Below are 19,779 nucleotides of genomic sequence, written 5' to 3'. Positions count from 1 at the left end.
TCCTTTATTCGGGCGGTCTGAGTTTCTGTCCCGTCAAAATATCTTTTCAAAATATCCAGAGCTTTCTCTCTGCTCTGTTTTGTTTCTGCTTCTTCAAAATAAGCATCCATATATTTACTTTGCCCGGTCATCGCATAAAGCCTGACCTGCTCCGTCAGATAATCGGATCTGTTCTGCAGCTGCTTCGCTGCATTTCCACATGCAATATACTGGTTTGTCGTCGTATGAAGTACATGAAACTCCTTTCGGCCAATAAAGGAAATTATCTTCTGAATTCTCTCATGTACAAACCCCTGTTATATCAACGGAAAAAGTGCGATCCCATACGTGACACCGCACTTTCCCTGTTGGATTGCCTGTTATTTATTTACGCACAGTTTTCTGACCATATCTGCCGGGATCATTGTACATGCCAGCAGAACAACTGCAATCCAGCCTTTGATTCCAAACGGAACACAGCTGAACATTTCTCCAATCCACTGGAACGGGGCCAGCGGAACGATCGCCGCATTTACGAGCAATGCCTGCACGATTATAATAATCAGAAATACTTTAATAAAATCTTTATTCTCATTCAGACCGGCAAAAATTGCAAATCCATCGTCACGCACATTAAAGCCGTTGAACAAAGCTGCCACAATAAACAGTACAAAATAACCCGTCAGGTGCTGTTCCTCATTTGCAAACAGATTTACAAAGAACGGCACTTTCAGATAGATAAAGCTTACCACGGTAAGCCAGATTCCCATTGTGAGGATCTGTCCCATCATTTTTTTGCTTACAATACTTTCATCACGTTTTCGCGGTGCTTCTGCCATATATTCTTCTTTTGCCGGTTCATTGCCAAGCATCATCGCTCCCAGTCCGTCCATGACCAGATTTACAAAGAGAAGATGTGTTACTTTCAGTGGTTCATCCACACCGAAAAACGGTGCGATTGCACTGACCACAACGGCTGCCACGTTGATCACCAGCTGGAATTTACAGAATTTCAGGATGTTATGATAGATGGTTCTTCCATAGAGGATGGCATCTTTGATGGATTTAAAATTATCATCCAGAATAACGATCTTACCTGCTTCTTTTGCTGCTTCGGTTCCGCTTCCCATGGCAAAACCAACATCTGCACGTTTCAGTGCCGGTGAGTCGTTGACACCGTCACCTGTCATGCCGACTACCAGGTTCATCTCCTGGCACAGGCGTACCATACGGGACTTGTCAGTCGGCAGTGCCCTTGCGATCACACGGATATTCGGTATGATCTTCTTCACTTCTTCATCACTCATCTCATTGAGCTGTGCGGAGGAAAGTGCACGGTCGCTGCCTCCTTTTAACAGTCCTGCATCTTTTGCGATCGCTACCGCTGTCTCAAGGCGGTCACCTGTGATCATAACGACCTGAATACCGGCTCCCTGTACTTCGCGGATCGCTTCTTTTGCTTCCGGACGTACATCGTCACGAATGCCCACCAGACCAATGATCACGATATCATCATTGATTGAATTTTCAACCATGTCTTTTTCTGAATAACCAAAGGCCAGCACACGCATTGCTTTTGCTGCCAGTTCATCGATCTTGCGGTTCAGGATGGCGTTGTCCATGGTACAGATATTGCCGTCTGCATCTAGATATTTCACTGCATTTGCCAGAAGTTTTTCCGGTGCCCCTTTATAGAAAGTTTTACCGGTGCTGTCGATGCGTGCCTGACTGAATTTATTTGCAGAGTTGAAAGACTGCTGTTTTGTTATTTTATATTCGCTGCTGTTCTCCAGAGTTTTGAATGTCTCCTCACCCAAAAACTTCATCAGTGCCTGATCGGTTGCATTTCCGCCGATGACTTTATGGGATGCATCAAACATGGACTGTGTATTCTTACCGATGGCAAGATCCACAAGACCTTTTACCTTGCTGTGTTTACTCAGCTGTGCAATATCAATGGAATTGCCGTCGCCGGTAAAGAAATCGACCACTTCAAGCATACCTTTTGTGATCGTTCCTGTCTTATCACTGAAGAGAATGTTTAAAGAACCTGCTGTCTCGATACCTTCTGCTTTTCTTACCAGGACATTGTGGTCAAGCATTTTGCTTGTATTTTGCATCAGTACGAGGGAGATCATCAGCGGAAGTCCTTCCGGAACTGCACAGACGATGATGACAATTGCCAGAGAAAGAGCCCTTACAACATCTTTGACAACCGGTTCAATCCCCATTGCAAAGTACTGGGAAACTCCGCCCGCCTGCATAACAAAGTAGACCAGGTAAAGTACGGCGATCAATACCGCACCGATATAACCAAACGTGGAAATCTGTTTTGCAAGTTTGGCAAGTTTTACTTTCAAAGGAGAATCCGGCTCGTCTTCCTGCATCTCTTCTGCCATTTTTCCCATCATGGTCTTCAGTCCGACCTTGCGTACATCAAGAATACCTTCGCCGTCAAATATCACTGCTCCGCGGAACAGGGAGTGTGCATCGACAAAGGTATCGCCTGTGATGTCATCTTCCAGCTGAAAATTTTCTGATGCCGCTGTTTTTTTACATTCTTCTGCCTCGCCGTTCAGTGCGGAGTTGTCCACACGCAGTGCCCCGTCGATCAGTACACCGTCTGCCGGGATTTTATCACCGGACTGCAGCAGGACTTTGTCACCGACTACAACATCATCAACATCAATCACCGTGATCACGCCGTTCCTGTGAACTTTACACTTGTCTTTCTCTGTATTGTCTTTCAGTTCACGGTACTTGGTATCGCTTGCAACACCGGTCTTTGCAGATACGGTTGCCACGATCAGCACTGCAACGATCGTTCCGAGCGGCTCGTAAATCTCCGCATACCCAAAGAAGAACATCACGATCATCAGTGCTGCGATCGCCAGCAGGATCTTGATCATCGGATCACTGAACGTCTCTTTGAACTCTTCCCAGAACGTGGTCGGCTCGGAATCCGGGATCTCGTTGGAACCAAATTTACTTCTGGACTCTTCGACCTGTTTGTCTGTCAAACCATTATACTTCATCTTTTTGTCTCCTGTTTTTATTTTTCTGCTTATAAGCAGGGAGAAACTATATGAATCACTTCGTCTCAGATATAGTCTCTCCCATATCGCACCATGTCATACCGGTACGCTCTTATTTCTGAAATCTTGCTGCCATCTCACCGATGCCGCCGTCCCTTGTTCCCTGTCCGATGGCACCGAATTTCCACTCACCGTTGTAGCGATAGATCTCACCGAAGATCATCGCCGTCATTCCGGAGTAGTCCTCTGTCAGGTTGTACTTTAAGATCTCCTGGTCATTTTTTCCGTCTACCAGGCGGATAAACGCATTCTCGATCAGTCCGAAATGCTGCTTTCTCTGCTGTGCCTGATAAATCGTTACAACGATCACGATCTTGTCATACTCAGACGGCACACGGTCCAGGTCGATCACGATCTGCTCGTCATCGCCTTCTCCTTCGCCGGTCAGGTTATCGCCCATGTGACGGACGGTTCCGGATTTGTGTGTCAGATTGTTATAGTATACCAGATCATCTCTTCCTGCCATTCTGCCGTTCTGCAGTAAGATTGCAGAAGCATCGCAGTCGATCGGTGCCGGTTTCAGTGCAAAAAATCCTCTGGATCTTTTGACTTCATCCCATCCAAGTCCTACTACGACTCTGGATAACCCCTTTTTTTCTTTGGACAGATTCACTTTCTGTCCTTTCTGTAAACTGATAGACATAATCATGCCCCCTTTTCCAGGTTTTTAAGCATTGCTCAAATTCATTTTATCTGCCTGTACTACTTATGCGACTTCGATTCCATAATGTCCGCACAGTGCTGCCAGACCGCCCTGGAATCCGCTGCCGATGGCGTTGAATTTCCATTCTCCGTTGTGCTTGTACAGCTCGCCTACCACAACGGCTGTCTCAATGGAGAAATCCTCTCCGAGGTCAAAATGGATCAGTTCTTTTCCGGTTGCATCATCCACGATACGGATAAATGCGTTGGATACCTGTCCGAAATTCTGTCTTCTGACATCTGCATCGTAGATCGTTACGGTAAATGCGATACGTTCGATGTCGGATGGAACCTGTGTCAGATCGACCATGATCTGTTCGTCATCGTCTTCGCCGGAACCGGTCAGATTGTCGCCCATATGTTTGACACATCCGGTCGGATGTTCCAGATTTCCGTAAAAGATAAATTCTTTTTCGGTCGGGCATTTTCCGTTGGAACCGCACATAAATGCTGCTGCATCCAGGTCAAAATCTGCTCCTGTATCAAATGCGTTCACATCCCATCCGAGTCCTACCATAATGCTTTTCAGTCCCGGATTTCCTTTTGTCAGATCTACTTTCTGTCCTTTTGATAAATTAATAGGCATAATGTTTCCTCCTTTATGGATTTATATTAAGGTGAAGATTCACCCTGTTTGCTCTCAGTATCTCTTTGTCGGCATGTGGTACATCTGGTTGAATTCCTGCTTGATGTTCTCAAGTCTTGCCTGATCTTCATGCCGCTGTTTTCTTGCATTTTCCTGGATCTGTCTTGTCTCATCGATACCGTTTACGATCGTTTTCCAGGTCGTCTCCAGCGTCTCAATCTTGATCGAACTGCCGGATGCCAGCTGTGCCGTCATCTTGGACTGCTGCACGGTATTCTGTGCATTTTTAATAAGCATCTCATTCGTTTTCTGGTCCAGTGCAGAAATGGCTTCTGCCTGAATCTTCTGGCGTTTCAGCATGATCGCCTGTGCCAGTGCCTGCTTAAATACCGGAAGTGTGATGATAAATGCGGAATTGATCTTGCGGACCAGGTTCATGTTGCTGAATGCCATCGTCTTGATCATCGGGATCGACTGCATGGCAATGTTTTCTGCGGTACGCAGATCCTGTGTCCTCTGCTCCAGCATCATCAGTGCCTGATTTAAGCTGGTAAGCTCAAACTGGATCGACTGATCTCCGGTAGCCTCCATATCTGCCTGACGCTGTGCGATATAGGCTTCCAGCTCCTGACAGCCTTGTTCTCCGGCAAGAATGTATTTCACCAGCTCGTGGTAATAATTTACATTTGCCTCAAACATCGTCTCTAATTTGCGGTTGGACTGCTTGATCTCTGTCTCATACTGTTTGAGCTGAACATAGATCTGATCTACTTCTTCGCCCATTGTATGATATTTGGCAAGAATCTTGTCCATCTGTTTACGAAGCCCGCCGAACAGTTTGTCAAACAGACCTTTGTTTTCTTTTAATTCATCCGGATCAAACTTCTCCATGATCTTTGCAAGCGTGTTCAGCATCTGACTGGACTCATCCAGCTGTTTCATATCCATGCTGTTTAACACCACATCCGATGCTTTGGAGATCTCTTCTGCGACCTCTGCCCCAAACGATACGATCGTCTCCAGATTATTGACCTCGATCGTGCTGACGATATCGTCCACTTCTTTGGAACCAACCAGCTCTGCACTCATCTGCTTTCTGTCCACAACGATATCATAAGACTTCACCTGTTCCAGTTCCGCCTGTGCGGCCGGAGCTGTCTGCGTTGGAGCATCTGGTCTGTTAAAATTAAGTCCCATCTTTTACTCCCTCCTGAATAGTATGTCCCGCCAGGATTTCTGGCGTGCCTTTGGTAATGGAACCCTCGTCAGATCCGGGACATTTAAATCATATAAATACTCCCCGATCTGATGCTCTTCCATCTGTTTTCTGTTGTAAAAGTTCTCTATATTCTGATATCCGGTCGGTATGAAAAACAGAATGTCAAAACCGGCCAGATTCAAAAACGCGGTAAGGATCGCATCCTCCAGTGAGATTACTTTCTCACCGGGATTGATATAGATCAGTTTCGGATTTTTCTTTGTAAAATCAAATTTCTGAAGCATCCGCAGGATTTCTTTCGGCAGGTTCAGTATCGTCGAAAGGATCGTGTACTCCGTGCCGTTTTCAAAGGTGCCGCGGATCAGCTTCTGCTCGATCAGGATCTGCAGCTTGTCCAGAATGTGCTCCTGGATCTCTTCTCTTAAAAAGCCATAGGCATACGCCGGATGGTTTTTGATCTTTGCCTTCTGCAGTCTGCCGTTTTTGTAAAATTCAGTTACATAAGGCTTGATCGGATTGGCTGCAAGCGGCTGAATATAAGGAAAGCTTTTAATCACCATGGTATCTTCTGTGATCAGCTCCCGGATCGATGACCAGTACTCGGATACTTTTCCGTCTTTTACGCCGGAAACTTTTGCAAAAATGACCGGGATATTGACAATGCTTTCCGTCGTACTGAAATTCGGCCGGTATTTCACTTCTTCGTTCCATAAAAGCCGGATCTCCTCGTACATCGTCTGGAGATTGATGATATCCGCCCTCTGATACTGCTGGTTGCGGTACAGTCCACTATCCTGATACATCAGAGTATCCAGTTCCCGCTCCGCATGATAGGCAGCCGTCCCCATCCGGACTTCGGTATTTTCCTGCGGAAAACGTTGTAAATGCAACGTCTCCGTAAAATTCATCTGATAGAGCAGCTGATCTTCCAGTGCAAACGTAGCACTGCGATCCGGATCGAGGATCAGTACATCCACCGGAAGTCTGCCCAGCATTTTCAGAAACAACGCTTCAAAACGATTTTTGCATCCGCCCATATAAAAAAAGCATCCAATCTGCGGCATACGCCAGCTTTTGAATAACTCCGGCAGATAACGCATCATCCAGCAGATCAGATAGACTGCCTTGTTGGTCAGTTTGTTGCGGTTCTCATCCAGTGCTTTTTCCTCCTCCAGAAGCACATCAAGAAATGCTTTGATCATCAGGCTCTGAAGCTCCCGGTTCGCCGGATACTGAAGATTGCGTTTCAGATCCAGAAGCATCTCATCGGTTTTGCTGTAATTTTTTCTGGAAACTTTTGCGATCTCCTCCGGAGTCGGCGGCTCGATCTGCCCGTTTACGATCACAATGTTTCGCTTCCGGGCTTTTAATTCCTGGTAAAGCTGGTAAAGCTCGTTAGTATAAGAAGTTTTATCTTCCACACCATTTATCTGACAATAACAATTATAATAAAAATCAGGATCACTGCCCCGCACGGTCGGCGGCTTTGCGATATCCAGAAGAGACTTTCCCTCAATCCATGCATTGGTGCAGTTTCTGACATCCGGAAGTCTGCCGTAAAGGCGGCTTCGCTCGATCTCCTGTTGCTGCTGCATGCGAAGATTCTTCAGACTGAAATCCCCCGGAAATGCCTGCATATCCGGCAAGGTCAGCGGCATAGAATATGCATTCGCCGCATCCAGTTTCTGATAATTCTGATCTCCGTGGTACTGCAAAAGTACAATATCGCAGCCCGCATGGCACAATATAGACAAAAGCATCAGCTCATAATGGCTGATGTCTCCCTCGTACAGAATCTTCGGGACGGAATTTTCACCGAGCAGATTGACGATCCGCTCGAACTTATAATACAGCCAGCACATGAACTTGATGTAGGCATTTTTCAGCATACCCTCTGTCTTGCCTGCCCTTTGCATAGAAGCAAAAAAATCATACATGGACATCGCCATATTTTTCCGCTGGTACGGATTCATCCGCGGAAGCCATTTCTGTAAACGACTTTCGATAAAACTAGGAGCCATCTGAAAATCCATGCCCATCATCTCTTCATAATAAGAAAGATTCTGCCCGGCAGGATTGGGAATCCTGCCTTCGATCACAACGCCGCGAAGCCTCGCCTCCTCATAATATTTCCGGATAAAGGCCGCGACCTGCGGTGTATAACCGCTGATGCGGTAAAAGTATACTTCTTCTCTTGTCGTCCTGACCGAAAGCTCTTTAAAATAATCGTCAAGTATGCTTAATTTCTGTTGTCTGAACATAGGTGAAATGCGAATGCCGCCCTCTCTTTTTCTGTAAAATTACATATAAATCACTATATCATCTTTTGCGTTTCTTTTCAAGCATTTTAAGAAACGACCAGGCAATCGTTTCTCTTTGCATACTGTCGCCGTACAGATACCTGAAAAATTGGATCCAGACGTGACAATTTCTGCTTTTTAGCGTATACTCAAAGCAGATAAAAGAAAAGGAGGTCATTTTATGCTTGTTCTTCCAAAAAAGACTTCGCACCCCCTTCACACAGATTCGATCCTTGAGATCAACCGTGTCACCTCCAGAGCTGAGGACTATACAGGCATACACAACATAAATCGCGTGACGCAAAGTGAATCTCTCTCCTCTGCAGAAGCCGCACCATTCACTGTATCCAGGGCATCGGAAACTCCTATGTCATCCCGTGTTTCGAATCCATCGCCGTCTTATCGGAGATCCGCACAGCAGAATACATTCACGTCATCTGCTCCTTCCGGCATCTCACACCAGATCATGCCTGCTCTGATAAATCAAACGAGGAAAGGACAGAAAACACTACTTGGAGATGCAATTTCTCTTGGAAAGATCAAGGCCTGCCTTGGCTGGAATGTCAAAAATCCAGCCTGTGATGTGGATGTTTCCGCATTTCTTCTTGGCCGTGACGGAAAAGTTTCAGGCGATGACTGGTTTGTATTTTACGGGCAAAAAGAAAGTCCGGATCGCAGTGTGATTTTTTCTGATCGGGAAAACACGGACCGCGAGTCCGTTGCGATCGATCTTTCCAGACTGAATCCATCGATCACCCGGATCGTCTTTGTGCTGACGATCAATGATGCCTTTTCCAAACGCCTGAATTTCGGCATGATCGAGGATGCCTATGTGCGGATTTTAGATGCCGCTTCTGACCGGGAGCTGGTCAGCTTTGTGATGGATGAATATTATTCCAATGTCATCTCCATGATGATCGGAGAAGTCTATTTACATAACGGAAACTGGAAATTCAATGCCATCGGAAACGGGGTCGCCAAAGACCTGGAAGGCTTATGCGGTCTGTATGGTGTACAGGTTAAACAGACTTGAACACCGTTTCTTTTCGCATTTTTAAGGAGGAAATCATTTTATGTTAAATTTTGAAGTGATCAATGAACTGAGTCTAAAAGTTACCTGCACCGGAAGTGATGTATTGTTCACAAAGGCCGGTGCTTTTATCGCCGGCGAAAGCCAGGGCGGAAAAAATTATCGTTTTGAAAAACTGCTGCTCGGTCCACAGAGCAACCTAATGCAGGCAGCCCTCGGTTCCCTGACAAGACGCGTCACCCGTGAAAATCTGCCTCTGATGAAAGTCACTATGAATGGCGATTCTGTCACTTATTATGCAAATCATGGACAGCATGTAGTTGTGTATAAACTTGCCCAGGGTGAAATCCTTTCGGTAGAGTCCGAGAATATTCTCGCTTTTACACAGGACTGTGATTACAGCGTCCGCTTTATCGGCTGCGGTATCTTTTCCCAGAAAGGTCTGGCAACCTCAACGCTGACCGGAGCCGGTCCGAATGCCTATGTCGCTGTGCTCTCGGACGGCAACCCGATCGCCATGGACAACACCGACAGCCATGCTACAATTTCTGTAGACCCGGATGCTGTGATCTGCTGGATGAGCCGCCGCGGATATGGCGATCCGCAGATCCGCAGTGATCTTTCCTGGAAAAACCTGATCGGGCAGGCTTCTGGAGAATCCTATGCCTATGAATGGTCCGGCAACGAACCGGTCTGCGTACTTTTGCAGCCATGTGAACGCTCCGGCGGTATCCGCATCGGCATCGATTAAATGCAATTTTATTATTCAAGATTCACGTAAAAGACCGCAGGGCATTTCGCTCTGCGGTCTCTTTTATATGATCAGCAAATGCTGATCTTCTCATTATTCTTCTGTTTTATTTGCACCATACAGTGTGATCAGTTTGTTCAGGTATTCATAACGAGCTTTTGCTTCTGCTTCATTCTTAGCGAACAGTTTCTTAGCCTTTTCAGGGTTAGAACGCATCAGGGAGTTGTAACGAACTTCGCCGTTCAGGAATTCCTGATATTCTCCTGTCGGAGCCTTGCTGTCCAGAGTGAATGCATCTTTTCCTTCTGCTTTTGCAGCCGGATTGTAACGGAAGCAATGCCAGTAACCAGCTTTTACTGCCAGTTCTTCTTCTGTCTGAGCTTTTGCCATACCTTTCTTGATACCATGGTTGATACATGGAGCGTATGCGATGATCAGGGATGGTCCCGGATATGCTTCTGCTTCTGCGATTGCTTTTACCGTCTGGTTGAAGTCAGCACCCATGGAGATCTGTGCTACATATACATAGCCATAGCTCATTGCAATGCTTGCCATATCTTTTTTCTTCACTTCTTTACCGCCTGCTGCGAACTGTGCTACTGCACCGGTCGGAGTAGACTTGGAAGCCTGTCCACCTGTATTGGAGTAAACTTCGGTGTCGAATACCATGATGTTGATATCTTTGCCGCTTGCCAGTACATGGTCAACGCCGCCGAATCCGATATCATAAGCCCATCCGTCACCTCCGAAGATCCACTGGGATTTCTTAGCCAGGAAATCTTTGTTCTTGACGATGTCTTTACATGTATCACAGTCGATGCCTTCCAGAGCTGCTACCAGTTTGTCTGTAGCTGTTCCGTTTGTAGCACCTACGCTGTAAGTATCCAGCCATTCCTGGCAGGCTGCTTTCACTTCATCAGAAGCTTTTTCGTTTGCAGCAACAGCTTCTACTTTTGCTTTCAGTCCTTCACGGATTGCTTTCTGAGCTAACAGCATACCATAACCGAACTCTGCATTATCTTCGAACAGTGAGTTGCTCCATGCAGGACCCTGTCCTTTTTCGTTTACGGTGTACGGTGTGGACGGTGAAGAGTTACCCCAGATAGAGGAGCATCCTGTTGCGTTTGCAATGTACATTCTGTCACCAAACAGCTGTGTAACCAGTTTTGCATACGGTGTCTCACCACAACCTGCACAGGCACCTGAGAACTCAAGCAGCGGCTGTTTGAACTGAGAACCTTTTACCGTATTTTCTTTGAATTTTTCTACCACATCTGCTTTTGCAGGCAGTTTTGTTGCATAGTCGAAGTATTTCTGTTCGCCGGCATTTGCTTCCATGTTTTCCATAGCCAGTGCTTTTGCACCTTTCTTGCCCGGGCAGACGTTTGCACAGGAACCACATCCGGTACAGTCGTAAGCGGATACAGTCATTGTGAATTTATATTCTTTCATACCGGTCATCGGCAGAGTCTTCAGTCCTTCCGGAGCTGCAGCAACCTCTTCGTCAGTCAGTGCTACCGGACGGATAACAGCGTGCGGACAAACGTATGCACAGCGGTTACACTGGATACAGTTTTCCGGATTCCATACAGGAACGTTTACTGCGATACCACGTTTTTCGAATGCAGCTGCACCGGATGGTGTCGTACCGTCCACATAATCTTTGAATGCAGATACAGGCAGTGTATTACCTTCCTGAGCGTTTACTTTGTTCTGGATGTTGTTTACGAAATCTACTACGTCCTGACGGTCGCCTGTTGCAACTTTGGTATCCAGACCTTCGTCCTGTGCGTCTTTCCAGCTTTCCGGAACGTTTACTTCAACGATCTGTTTTGCACCTTCATCGATAGCTGCCCAGTTCTTCTGAACGACATCATCACCTTTACGTCCGTAAGTTGCTTTTGCTGCTGCTTTCATCAGCTCGATCGCTCTTTCTTCCGGAATGATGTTTGCCAGTTTAAAGAATGCAGACTGCAGGATGGTATTGATACGAGTCGGACCCATGCCTGTCTCAATACCGATCTTAACACCATCAATGATGTAGAATTTGATGTTGTGCTTTGCGATGTATGCTTTTACCTGACCCGGCAGATGTTTTTCCAGACCTTCCATATCCCATGGGCAGTTCAGCAGGAATGTACCGCCGTCAACCAGTTCCTGAACCATGTTGTATTTACGAACATAGGAAGGATTGTGGCATGCTACAAAGTTTGCTTTTTTGATCAGGTAGGTAGATTTGATCGGTTTCTTACCGAAACGCAGGTGAGACATGGTAACACCGCCGGATTTCTTTGAATCATAGTCAAAGTAAGCCTGAGCGTACATATCTGTGTTGTCACCGATGATCTTGATGGAGTTCTTGTTTGCTCCAACGGTACCGTCTGCTCCCAATCCCCAGAACTTGCAGTTGATGGTTCCTTCCGGAGTTGTGATCAGCTGCTCGCCCAGCGGCAGAGACAGATTGGTAACGTCATCTTCGATACCGATCGTGAATACTTTCTTTTCTGTGTTGTTGTATACAGCAACGATCTGAGTAGGTGTTGTATCTTTGGAACCAAGTCCGTAACGTCCTGAATATACAGGAACTGCATCGAATTTGGAACCTTTCAGAGCTGCTACTACATCCAGGTACAGCGGTTCGCCCATAGCACCCGGCTCTTTTGTTCTGTCAAGAACTGTGATCTGTTTTACAGATTCCGGAATTGCATCGATCAGTGCTTCTGCACAGAACGGTCTGTACAGACGAACTTTTACGACACCGACTTTTTCACCGGCAGCCATCAGGTAATCGATGGTCTCTTCGATGGTATCATTTACAGATCCCATAGCTACGATTACTTTTTCTGCATCAGCAGCACCGTAGTAGTTGAACAGTTTGTAGTTTGTACCGATCTTTGCATTTACTTTGTCCATGTATTCCTGAACGATAGCCGGCATTGCATCGTAGTAAGGGTTGCAAGCCTCTCTTGCCTGGAAAAAGATGTCCGGGTTCTGTGCAGAACCTCTCTGGCAAGGATGGTTCGGGTTCAGTGCATGTTTACGGAATGCATCGATTGCATCCATATCTGCCATATCCTTCAGATCTTCGTAATCCCATGTTTCAATCTTCTGGATCTCGTGAGATGTACGGAAACCATCGAAGAAGTTGATGAACGGGATACGTCCTTTGATTGCTGCCAGATGAGCAACCGGAGTCAGGTCCATAACTTCCTGTACACTGGATTCGCAGAGCATTGCACATCCAGTCTGACGACAGGCATAGATATCGGAATGATCACCGAAGATTGACAGTGCGTGGCTTGCCAGTGCACGTGCAGAAACGTTGAATACGCCCGGCAGCTGCTCGCCTGCGATCTTGTACAGGTTCGGGATCATCAGAAGAAGACCCTGAGAAGCTGTGTAAGTAGTTGTCAGAGCACCTGCTGCCAGAGATCCGTGTACAGTACCTGCTGCACCTGCCTCAGACTGCATCTCTGTTACCTGAACTTCCTGTCCGAAAATATTTTTTCTTCCCTGAGTTGCCCATTCATCTGTTGCCTCCGCCATAACAGATGAAGGTGTGATAGGATAGATAGCTGCAACATCTGTATATGCATAAGAAGCATGAGCTGCTGCATGGTTACCATCCATGGTCTTCATTTTTCTAGCCATTTTATTATACCTCCTTAAAATGATGCTGGATAAAAAGATTCCTTTTGCGGAATTCAATTAGTATCCTTATTGAAAAAAATTACTAATCTGTTGTTACCCATATATTTTTACTATAGCACAACAAAAAGAAAATGTCCATTTCCGAAACGACGGAAACAGACTCTTTTCTTGTATTTTTTGCTGTACATTCCAGCTCTTTTTTCAGTTTTATTATACTCTTTTTACAATTTTCAGTCCAATTTCATCAATACGTTTACTTGACTGTAAGTTTCAGTCTTGCTTTCTTTCCATTGTAAAGTTTCACAGTGATCACTGTACTTCCTTTCCGGATGGCTTTCACGTTTCCCTTTGCATCCACCGTGGCAATTTTTTTCCTGCTGCTGTTGTATCGGATGCCGAATGCGGCACTTCCGGACGGAAGTTTCGCCCTAAGCCGGAGGGTTTTTCCTTTTTTCAGTGTCCTGTTTTTTGCACCGATCGTAACCTTCTTTGGTGCCTGTCTGACCGTCACTTTGATGCGGCAGGTCTTCTGGTTTGCAGTTGTGACCGTGATCACGGCATTTCCTTTTTTCTTTGCCCGGATCACACCGCCCTGTGTGACACTTGCCACTTTGTTGTTGCTGCTTTTGTAAGTCACACGTTGATCTGCGGCATCAGCAGGTGTGATCACCGGATTTAAACGAACACTTTCTCTGACTCCGATCACGATTTTGGCACCGTTCTTTTCCTGACCGGAAAAAGCAGAACGGCTGACAAGAGAAATACTCTGCACTTCCTTTTTCTCCGTGCTTTCTGTATGATTTCCGGCCGGATCTTTCTTTTCGGTTTCTTTTCCGGTATTCGGATTCGGTGCTTCCGTAGACGGCTGCTGCGTTTCTGTTTCTCTTTCTGTTTCGGATTCGCTCTCCGTTTCGGTTTCCGAACTTCCGTCCTCTGTAAGTTTTACTTCCTTTTCCAGTGTTTTGCTGCCTGATGCATCTTCTGCCGTTACCACTGCAGTGTAAGTACCTGCTTTCACTTTATTGCCCTTTTCATCACGGCAGTCCCACCAGAAATAAGCACGGCACTGATACTCTCCCGTGCCGTCCGGCTGCACGATCTCTGCCATTTCCTGATCCGCAAGCACACGCACGGTGTTTCCGTCTGCATCCAGGATCCTGCAGCTCATAAGCGGTATCGGAAATTCCGGTACGGCATCGCTGCCTTCTTCGGAAACATAAAATCCAAAATCTGCCAGAAGTTCCCATTCCTCTTCAGAAGAAAGTGCATGTTCTTCCGCTGCCGACAGCGTCATATCATTGATAAGAGAAGGATCCTCTGCGGAAGCCGCAAATGGTATGATATAAGAAAAATCCGAGCCTTCTGTGCGGATCATGCAGGCAAAATAGCCGGAATAATATCTGGTCTGCTCATCTCCGACTGTTATTTCAAAACTGCCTTTTCCCTGTTTCAGTGAAATTCCGGATTTTCCATCCACTTTCTCCACACCGGCATCTTTCTCAAAATCAGGAAGTCCTTCCGGATCGTAAACGGTAAACAAAAGCTGCTGCAGGCCCCATGCAGATCCTGCATAATACCAGGCAACCTCTGCATTCAGCGTTTCTCTTGCCTGATAAGATATCTGAAGTTTCGGCGTTCCATCTTCTGCATAATGCAGAACTGCTTTCTCAAAAGATGCCTTCTCTGCTTTCTGTGCCGCCGGCAGGAACACCTCCTGATTGTCTGACGGATACATCCGCATATGGTTTGCAACACAGTGGTTCTGCGTGAAACGTCTGATCTCGTTAAAGGTGATCTCTCCGTCTCCGTCATAATCCGCCGGTGCCGTGCCGATCGTGGCATCCTCAAAATCAACGTCCGTCTCTGCAAGTTCTGCATGGATGCCGTTTCCATAGACCAACGATCCGGTAAACACACCGTAGGCGGAGGCCTGTTTCGGTTCTGTACGTTCTGCAGATGCTTCCTCATTTTCGCTTCCGCCGTCTCCGATATCGCTGTTATCACCTCGGATCACCTGATTGGAAAGTTCGTCATCTGCCGCTGCCATCAGAAGACGGAAACGGCTGCTGTTTAACACCGTCCGACTCTGAAATCCCTGATTTTCTTTTTCTGCCTGTGCAAAACCTTCCGTAAACTGATCGACAAAAGTTTCTGCTGCCTCATCCCGGCTGACTGTGTTTTTAAGAAGACTCTGCAGCCCAATGCTCCTGGTCTGCGAACCCATCGTGCCGCTGTAACAGCAGTCCATGATCAGCACATTTTTTCCTTCGATACCTGCAAAACAGTCATAGAGATCCTGCGGCGTCACAACATTCTCACGGCTTCTTCCCATTTCCAGACAGAGTCCATCCTGCTGTCCGTGCCCGGAATAATAAAAATAATTGACATCATCCGCATCCGAATCTGCAAATGCAGTCTGAATCGCCTTCTTTAATTCACTTTTTGTTTTCGTTTTCTCTTCCGTGGTAATGGAAATATTCTGTCCGCCATATGCATTCTGTAACATACGGCTTACATTCACTCCGTCATTCTGCGGTCCCGGTGTCAGATCATACTCCGTTCCTTCGTAGTCACCGCGTGTGACCAGCAACGCTCTTGACTGCACCTGGGATGCGGCATCTGCTGCATGGCTCTGCATTTCAAATGCTCCCAGTGCCAGAAACAGGCATCCTGCTCCCAGTGCCGCTTTTTTTAATCTTTCTTCTGTACTTTTCATTTCTGCCTCCCTCATCGCTTTGTCGGATCAACATACATTTTGATTGGTTTAACCCTGGTATTACAAAAAAGGAGAAATTTCCCTATTTCGCTGAAAATTTCTCCTTTTTTGACTATTTCACCACGAAACCCTTCGTGATTTTATTATATAAAGTTTTTCCCGTTTGGTCAACCAGAATAACGCAGTGCGTCGATCGGATGTTTTCTGGCGGCTTTCCACGCCAGAGTATTCGTCACGCTCTCCATCGTTTCCATAACAGCTGACTGGTTGACGATCGTAAAGGCATCTTCGTCATTTTCGAATCGCTCCGTCTGCGATTGACACCAGTACGATCAGAGACGCCACACCGATGATGATGCCAAGCATCGTCAGAAAGGAACACATCTTGTTCGATGCGATGGAATTCCCTGCCATTTTTATTGACTGAAAGATCATTCCATCACCTCCCGGACATGCCCGTCAAAAATCGCAATACGGCGTTCTGCCTGAAGTGCCACGCGATCCATTGCTTCTTTCACCCGCCTTTTGCACTCTGGTGCCGGAACCCCCAAAAAAACTGCTGCTTGCGACTTTTTCCTGTCACAAAAAAAGAAGCACAACCGTCTCCGGCCATGCCTCTTTCATTATACTTTTTAAAATCACTCTGTCAGTCTCCCTGACGGCAGTAACTCTTACAGATTTTCTTTGAAGAATTTCTCCATAGCTTCTGCTGCTGCATCTTCATCCGCACCTTCACAGGTAACGGTTACTTCTGCACCCTGCTTAACGCCCATGCTCATGATTGCCATGATTCTCTTAACGTCAGCTTTTTTGCCGTTGCTGCTGATTTCGATCGTTGTGTCTTTGAATGCTGCTGCAGCTTTTACAAGCAGACCTGCCGGTCTTGCATGGATACCCATTGAATCCTGAATTGTGTAAGTAAACTGTTTCATCAAAAATCCCACCTTTTCGTTTTGTTGTATAAATCGTTCATCACCTGCCAGATCTGCCTTGGACAGTTCCTCCTGATGTATTGCGACTACTGACGCAATCATATCAAAATTTACATCAAAAGTCAAGGCAGAGCAGCTTTTTTGGAACAGCCGCACAGCAGCGTCATGGCAGGGCAGAGCAACAGTACTGCCCTCTTTTTCTCAGCCCAGCACCGTCGTCTCCATGATCTGATCGTGTACCTTTCGCTCCTGATTCTCTTCTTCGCTCTGATTTTCTACATTCTGAAACTCTTCATCGATACGGTCCTGAATATCCTGCAGACACTCCAGCAGCAGAGGATTAAACTGTCCACACTCACCGTTCAGGATCATTTCCACTGCTTTTTTATGCGAATATGCCTTTTTGTAGACACGTTCGCTTACCAGTGCATCATAGACATCTGCGATCGATACAACCTGGACTTCGATCGGGATCTCTTCGCCCTTCAGTCCGTCCGGATAGCCCCTGCCGTCATAACGCTCATGATGCCATCTGCAGATTTGCATGGCCAGCTGCACCAGCTCTTCATTCTGATAAATACCGACGTTTTTCAGGATAGACTCTCCGATGATCGTGTGCTTTTTCATCTCATCAAACTCTTCCGGTGTCAGTCTGCCCGGTTTATTGAGGATCTTGTCATCGATGCCGATCTTGCCGATGTCATGCAGTGCAGAAGCCATCGTGATCAGAGAACGCCTCTGTGCCGATATCTGATATTTATCCGTCTTCTGTACCAGACGCTCCAGAAGCAGTTCTGATAAAATATTGATATGTAATACATGAAGTCCGCTCTCACCGTTTCGAAATTCTACGATCTGACTTAGGATACTGATCATCATCTGGTTGTTCTTTTCTTTTTCGTAGATCTGATCGGTAACCAGCGTCACCAGTTTTCTCTGTTTTGCATACAGTTTGATTGTATTATACACCCTCTGACATACTACTTTTGCATCAAACGGACGGTTGATATAATCTGATACACCAAGCTCATAAGCACGCCGGATATAAGGTTCTGAATCCTCACTGGAGATCATAATGACCGGAATGTCCTCGATCCAGTGGTTATGTACCATCACATCCAGCACTTCAAATCCATCCACAACCGGCATTACGATATCAAGCAGCACTAGGGAAATCCCCATGCCGTACTGCTGCAGGATATCCAGACATTCTTTTCCGTTTTCTGCCTCCAGAATATCAAAATCCTTTTTCAGCATCTCTGAAAGAATGGCACGGTTCATCTCCGAGTCATCCACGATCAGAATCTGCTGCCGTGCCTTTCTGTTTGCCACTCCCGGTGCAACATAGGAGGCATTATCTTCCGTAACAACCATATTTTTATGCTCTTTTGCCTGATACATCAGTTTATCTGCCTGCATAACTGCATGCTCGACCGTCTCTTTTGAGGATATCACTCCGCCGATACTGACCGAAAGCTGAAGCTTTGGAAATCCCGGTACGTTTGCAGCATGGATATCACTCTGGATCTGGACCAGTTTATTGAAAAAATTTTCTTTTTTGATGTTCTGCAGAATCAGAATAAACTCATCTCCGCCGTAACGGATCAGGATATCCGTCTTGCGGATACAGTGTTTAACTGTCTTTACCATCGTTCTGAGTGCGGCATCTCCCGCACTGTGGCCGAGCGTATCGTTGCACAGTTTGAAGTCATCCATATCAATGACAGCCACCCCGGCATTTTCATTCTTTTTCTTGATCTGCTCTTCAAAATAGCGACGGTTATATACACCGGTCAGTGCATCTTTATACAATCTCTGATCATACTCGATCAGCTGATTGACCAGCTTTTCACAGCCACGGGAATCCACCAGCGTATCCATGTCCATGTATTTGACAAGCTCCATCACGCAGTCTCTTCCGTCTACTTTTATGTATCTGGAAGTGACCTGATAAACCTCATCCTCGATAAATTCAAGCTTGGTCTTCTGTGTCCGCTGATACAGTGCCTGCAGGGAAGTGCAGTTTTCACATGGATGGTCTTTATTCCATATTTCATAACACTCACTTTTCTCTTTCTCGTCTTTACAGTCCAGCTTGCATCTCTTATGCATCTGTTCCAGATGTTCTCCATCCAGCAGCCGTACAACGGTAAAGACTTTCTTGAAAAGCTGCATTTCGTCTTCTGCCTGCTGCCTTGTTATACCGTTTGCCGATTCCATAAGTTCATCTCCTCACTGCAATTTTCTCTTTCGCATCCGATCTTTTTAAAGTTCTGATTCGTACTGCTTTAATACAGCAGTCAGGGCATGGTATTCTTTTTCAACCTGTTCAAAGAGCTCTTCGCTCTCTTCGATCTCTCTGCCTCGCAGTTTCTCTGTCAGCTCTGCACTTACGTTATAAAGCCGGTCAAATCCCAGGTTGATGCATACGCCTTTCAGCGTGTGAGCTGCACGGAAAGCTCTTTCTCCATCTTTTGCTTCCAGGGCATCTTTCAGATCCGAAAAACTGCCGTCCTTTAAAAACTTCAGTGCAAATCTCTGGATCATCGCTTCGCTGCCAAATCTTTTCAAAATGCTTTCGTAATCAGACCCGGTCTTTTCGTAACATTCTCTTATTGTCATGTCTTTCCTCTCTTCTTGCAGAATCGAAGAAAGCGGATATTTCATCCGCTCCTTAGATCTATCTTAAGTAACTGTTATCTTATTCCATACTTTTCATTATATGATGTTGGAGTCAAAAGTCCCCAACTATGATGCCTACGGATTGTTCCGTGCGTTGCACTCCCACAATCCTTTCTACGCTCCGCTTCGGTCGGTG

The 19,779-nt window shown here is 46.1% G+C and carries 12 protein-coding genes and 1 pseudogene; 2 read left to right on the top strand and 11 right to left on the bottom strand.

Annotation, left to right across the window (positions count from 1 at the left end; translation table 11 throughout):
- Nucleotides 1-359 precede the first annotated feature (359 nt).
- From LKD42_RS04735 to LKD42_RS04715, 5 genes are all read right to left on the bottom strand, one after another.
- A complete protein-coding gene (locus LKD42_RS04735; protein WP_248834965.1) occupies nucleotides 360-3,014 on the bottom strand; it encodes a calcium-translocating P-type ATPase, PMCA-type in 2,655 nt (884 codons plus the stop codon).
- A 112-nt stretch (nucleotides 3,015-3,126) separates the two neighbouring features.
- Nucleotides 3,127-3,717 carry a TerD family protein gene (locus LKD42_RS04730; RefSeq protein WP_022118219.1) on the bottom strand — a complete coding sequence of 197 codons (591 nt, stop codon included), beginning with the start codon at nucleotides 3,715-3,717 and terminating at the stop codon, nucleotides 3,127-3,129.
- A 63-nt stretch (nucleotides 3,718-3,780) separates the two neighbouring features.
- Nucleotides 3,781-4,362 carry a TerD family protein gene (locus LKD42_RS04725; RefSeq protein WP_248834964.1) on the bottom strand — a complete coding sequence of 194 codons (582 nt, stop codon included), beginning with the start codon at nucleotides 4,360-4,362 and terminating at the stop codon, nucleotides 3,781-3,783.
- A 54-nt stretch (nucleotides 4,363-4,416) separates the two neighbouring features.
- A complete protein-coding gene (locus LKD42_RS04720; RefSeq protein WP_022118221.1) occupies nucleotides 4,417-5,559 on the bottom strand; it encodes a toxic anion resistance protein in 1,143 nt (380 codons plus the stop codon).
- A 3-nt stretch (nucleotides 5,560-5,562) separates the two neighbouring features.
- Entirely contained in the window at nucleotides 5,563-7,842 is a 2,280-nt protein-coding gene (locus LKD42_RS04715; protein WP_248834963.1) for a YceG family protein, read from the bottom strand.
- Between the two features lie 220 nt (nucleotides 7,843-8,062).
- Between LKD42_RS04715 and LKD42_RS04710 the strand changes: the two genes are divergently transcribed.
- Nucleotides 8,063-8,914, top strand: a complete 852-nt coding sequence (locus tag LKD42_RS04710) for a TerD family protein (protein ID WP_248834962.1) — start codon at nucleotides 8,063-8,065, stop codon at nucleotides 8,912-8,914.
- Between the two features lie 40 nt (nucleotides 8,915-8,954).
- Nucleotides 8,955-9,662 (top strand): AIM24 family protein, encoded by a 708-nt coding sequence (locus LKD42_RS04705; protein WP_248834961.1) that lies wholly within the window; start codon nucleotides 8,955-8,957, stop codon nucleotides 9,660-9,662.
- Between the two features lie 93 nt (nucleotides 9,663-9,755).
- On the opposite strand, the gene nifJ is transcribed toward LKD42_RS04705, so the two are convergent.
- From nifJ to LKD42_RS04675, 6 genes and pseudogenes are all read right to left on the bottom strand, one after another.
- Nucleotides 9,756-13,313: a pyruvate:ferredoxin (flavodoxin) oxidoreductase gene (nifJ, locus tag LKD42_RS04700; protein WP_147631992.1), complete on the bottom strand. Its 3,558-nt coding sequence runs from the start codon at nucleotides 13,311-13,313 to the stop codon at nucleotides 9,756-9,758.
- A gap of 253 nt (nucleotides 13,314-13,566) precedes the next feature.
- A complete protein-coding gene (locus LKD42_RS04695) occupies nucleotides 13,567-16,029 on the bottom strand; it encodes an Ig-like domain-containing protein (RefSeq protein WP_248834960.1) in 2,463 nt (820 codons plus the stop codon).
- 306 nt (nucleotides 16,030-16,335) lie between these two features.
- Nucleotides 16,336-16,461, bottom strand: a pseudogene (locus tag LKD42_RS04690) (ABC transporter permease); the annotation flags it as partial.
- Nucleotides 16,462-16,700: 239 nt separating this feature from the next.
- The gene (locus LKD42_RS04685; protein ID WP_330589882.1) at nucleotides 16,701-17,063 is read right to left on the bottom strand and encodes an HPr family phosphocarrier protein; all 363 of its coding nucleotides are present in this window, start codon (nucleotides 17,061-17,063) and stop codon (nucleotides 16,701-16,703) included.
- Nucleotides 17,064-17,162: 99 nt separating this feature from the next.
- Nucleotides 17,163-19,181 (bottom strand): diguanylate cyclase, encoded by a 2,019-nt coding sequence (locus tag LKD42_RS04680; RefSeq protein WP_248834959.1) that lies wholly within the window; start codon nucleotides 19,179-19,181, stop codon nucleotides 17,163-17,165.
- A gap of 45 nt (nucleotides 19,182-19,226) precedes the next feature.
- Nucleotides 19,227-19,583: an Hpt domain-containing protein gene (locus tag LKD42_RS04675; RefSeq protein WP_248834958.1), complete on the bottom strand. Its 357-nt coding sequence runs from the start codon at nucleotides 19,581-19,583 to the stop codon at nucleotides 19,227-19,229.
- Nucleotides 19,584-19,779: the final 196 nt, after the last annotated feature.

The sequence above is a fragment of the Hominisplanchenecus faecis genome (assembly GCF_020687205.1).
In the GTDB taxonomy this organism is placed as follows: Bacteria; Bacillota; Clostridia; order Lachnospirales; family Lachnospiraceae; genus Hominisplanchenecus; species Hominisplanchenecus faecis.
Note: the sequence above shows the minus strand (reverse complement) of the source record. Positions and strands in the feature narration are given on the sequence as shown.

Bases quoted from the DNA above. Each gene is read 5' to 3' on its own strand.
- LKD42_RS04710 (WP_248834962.1), top strand. From the start codon at position 8,063: ATGCTTGTTCTTCCAAAAAAGACTTCGCACCCCCTTCACACAGATTCG.
- LKD42_RS04715 (WP_248834963.1), bottom strand. From the start codon at position 7,842: ATGTTCAGACAACAGAAATTAAGCATACTTGACGATTATTTTAAAGAG.
- LKD42_RS04735 (WP_248834965.1), bottom strand. From the start codon at position 3,014: ATGAAGTATAATGGTTTGACAGACAAACAGGTCGAAGAGTCCAGAAGT.
- nifJ (WP_147631992.1), bottom strand. From the start codon at position 13,313: ATGGCTAGAAAAATGAAGACCATGGATGGTAACCATGCAGCAGCTCAT.
- LKD42_RS04680 (WP_248834959.1), bottom strand. From the start codon at position 19,181: ATGGAATCGGCAAACGGTATAACAAGGCAGCAGGCAGAAGACGAAATG.
- LKD42_RS04720 (WP_022118221.1), bottom strand. From the start codon at position 5,559: ATGGGACTTAATTTTAACAGACCAGATGCTCCAACGCAGACAGCTCCG.
- LKD42_RS04695 (WP_248834960.1), bottom strand. From the start codon at position 16,029: ATGAAAAGTACAGAAGAAAGATTAAAAAAAGCGGCACTGGGAGCAGGA.
- LKD42_RS04725 (WP_248834964.1), bottom strand. From the start codon at position 4,362: ATGCCTATTAATTTATCAAAAGGACAGAAAGTAGATCTGACAAAAGGA.
- LKD42_RS04730 (WP_022118219.1), bottom strand. From the start codon at position 3,717: ATGTCTATCAGTTTACAGAAAGGACAGAAAGTGAATCTGTCCAAAGAA.
- LKD42_RS04685 (WP_330589882.1), bottom strand. From the start codon at position 17,063: ATGATTGCGTCAGTAGTCGCAATACATCAGGAGGAACTGTCCAAGGCA.
- LKD42_RS04705 (WP_248834961.1), top strand. From the start codon at position 8,955: ATGTTAAATTTTGAAGTGATCAATGAACTGAGTCTAAAAGTTACCTGC.
- LKD42_RS04675 (WP_248834958.1), bottom strand. From the start codon at position 19,583: ATGACAATAAGAGAATGTTACGAAAAGACCGGGTCTGATTACGAAAGC.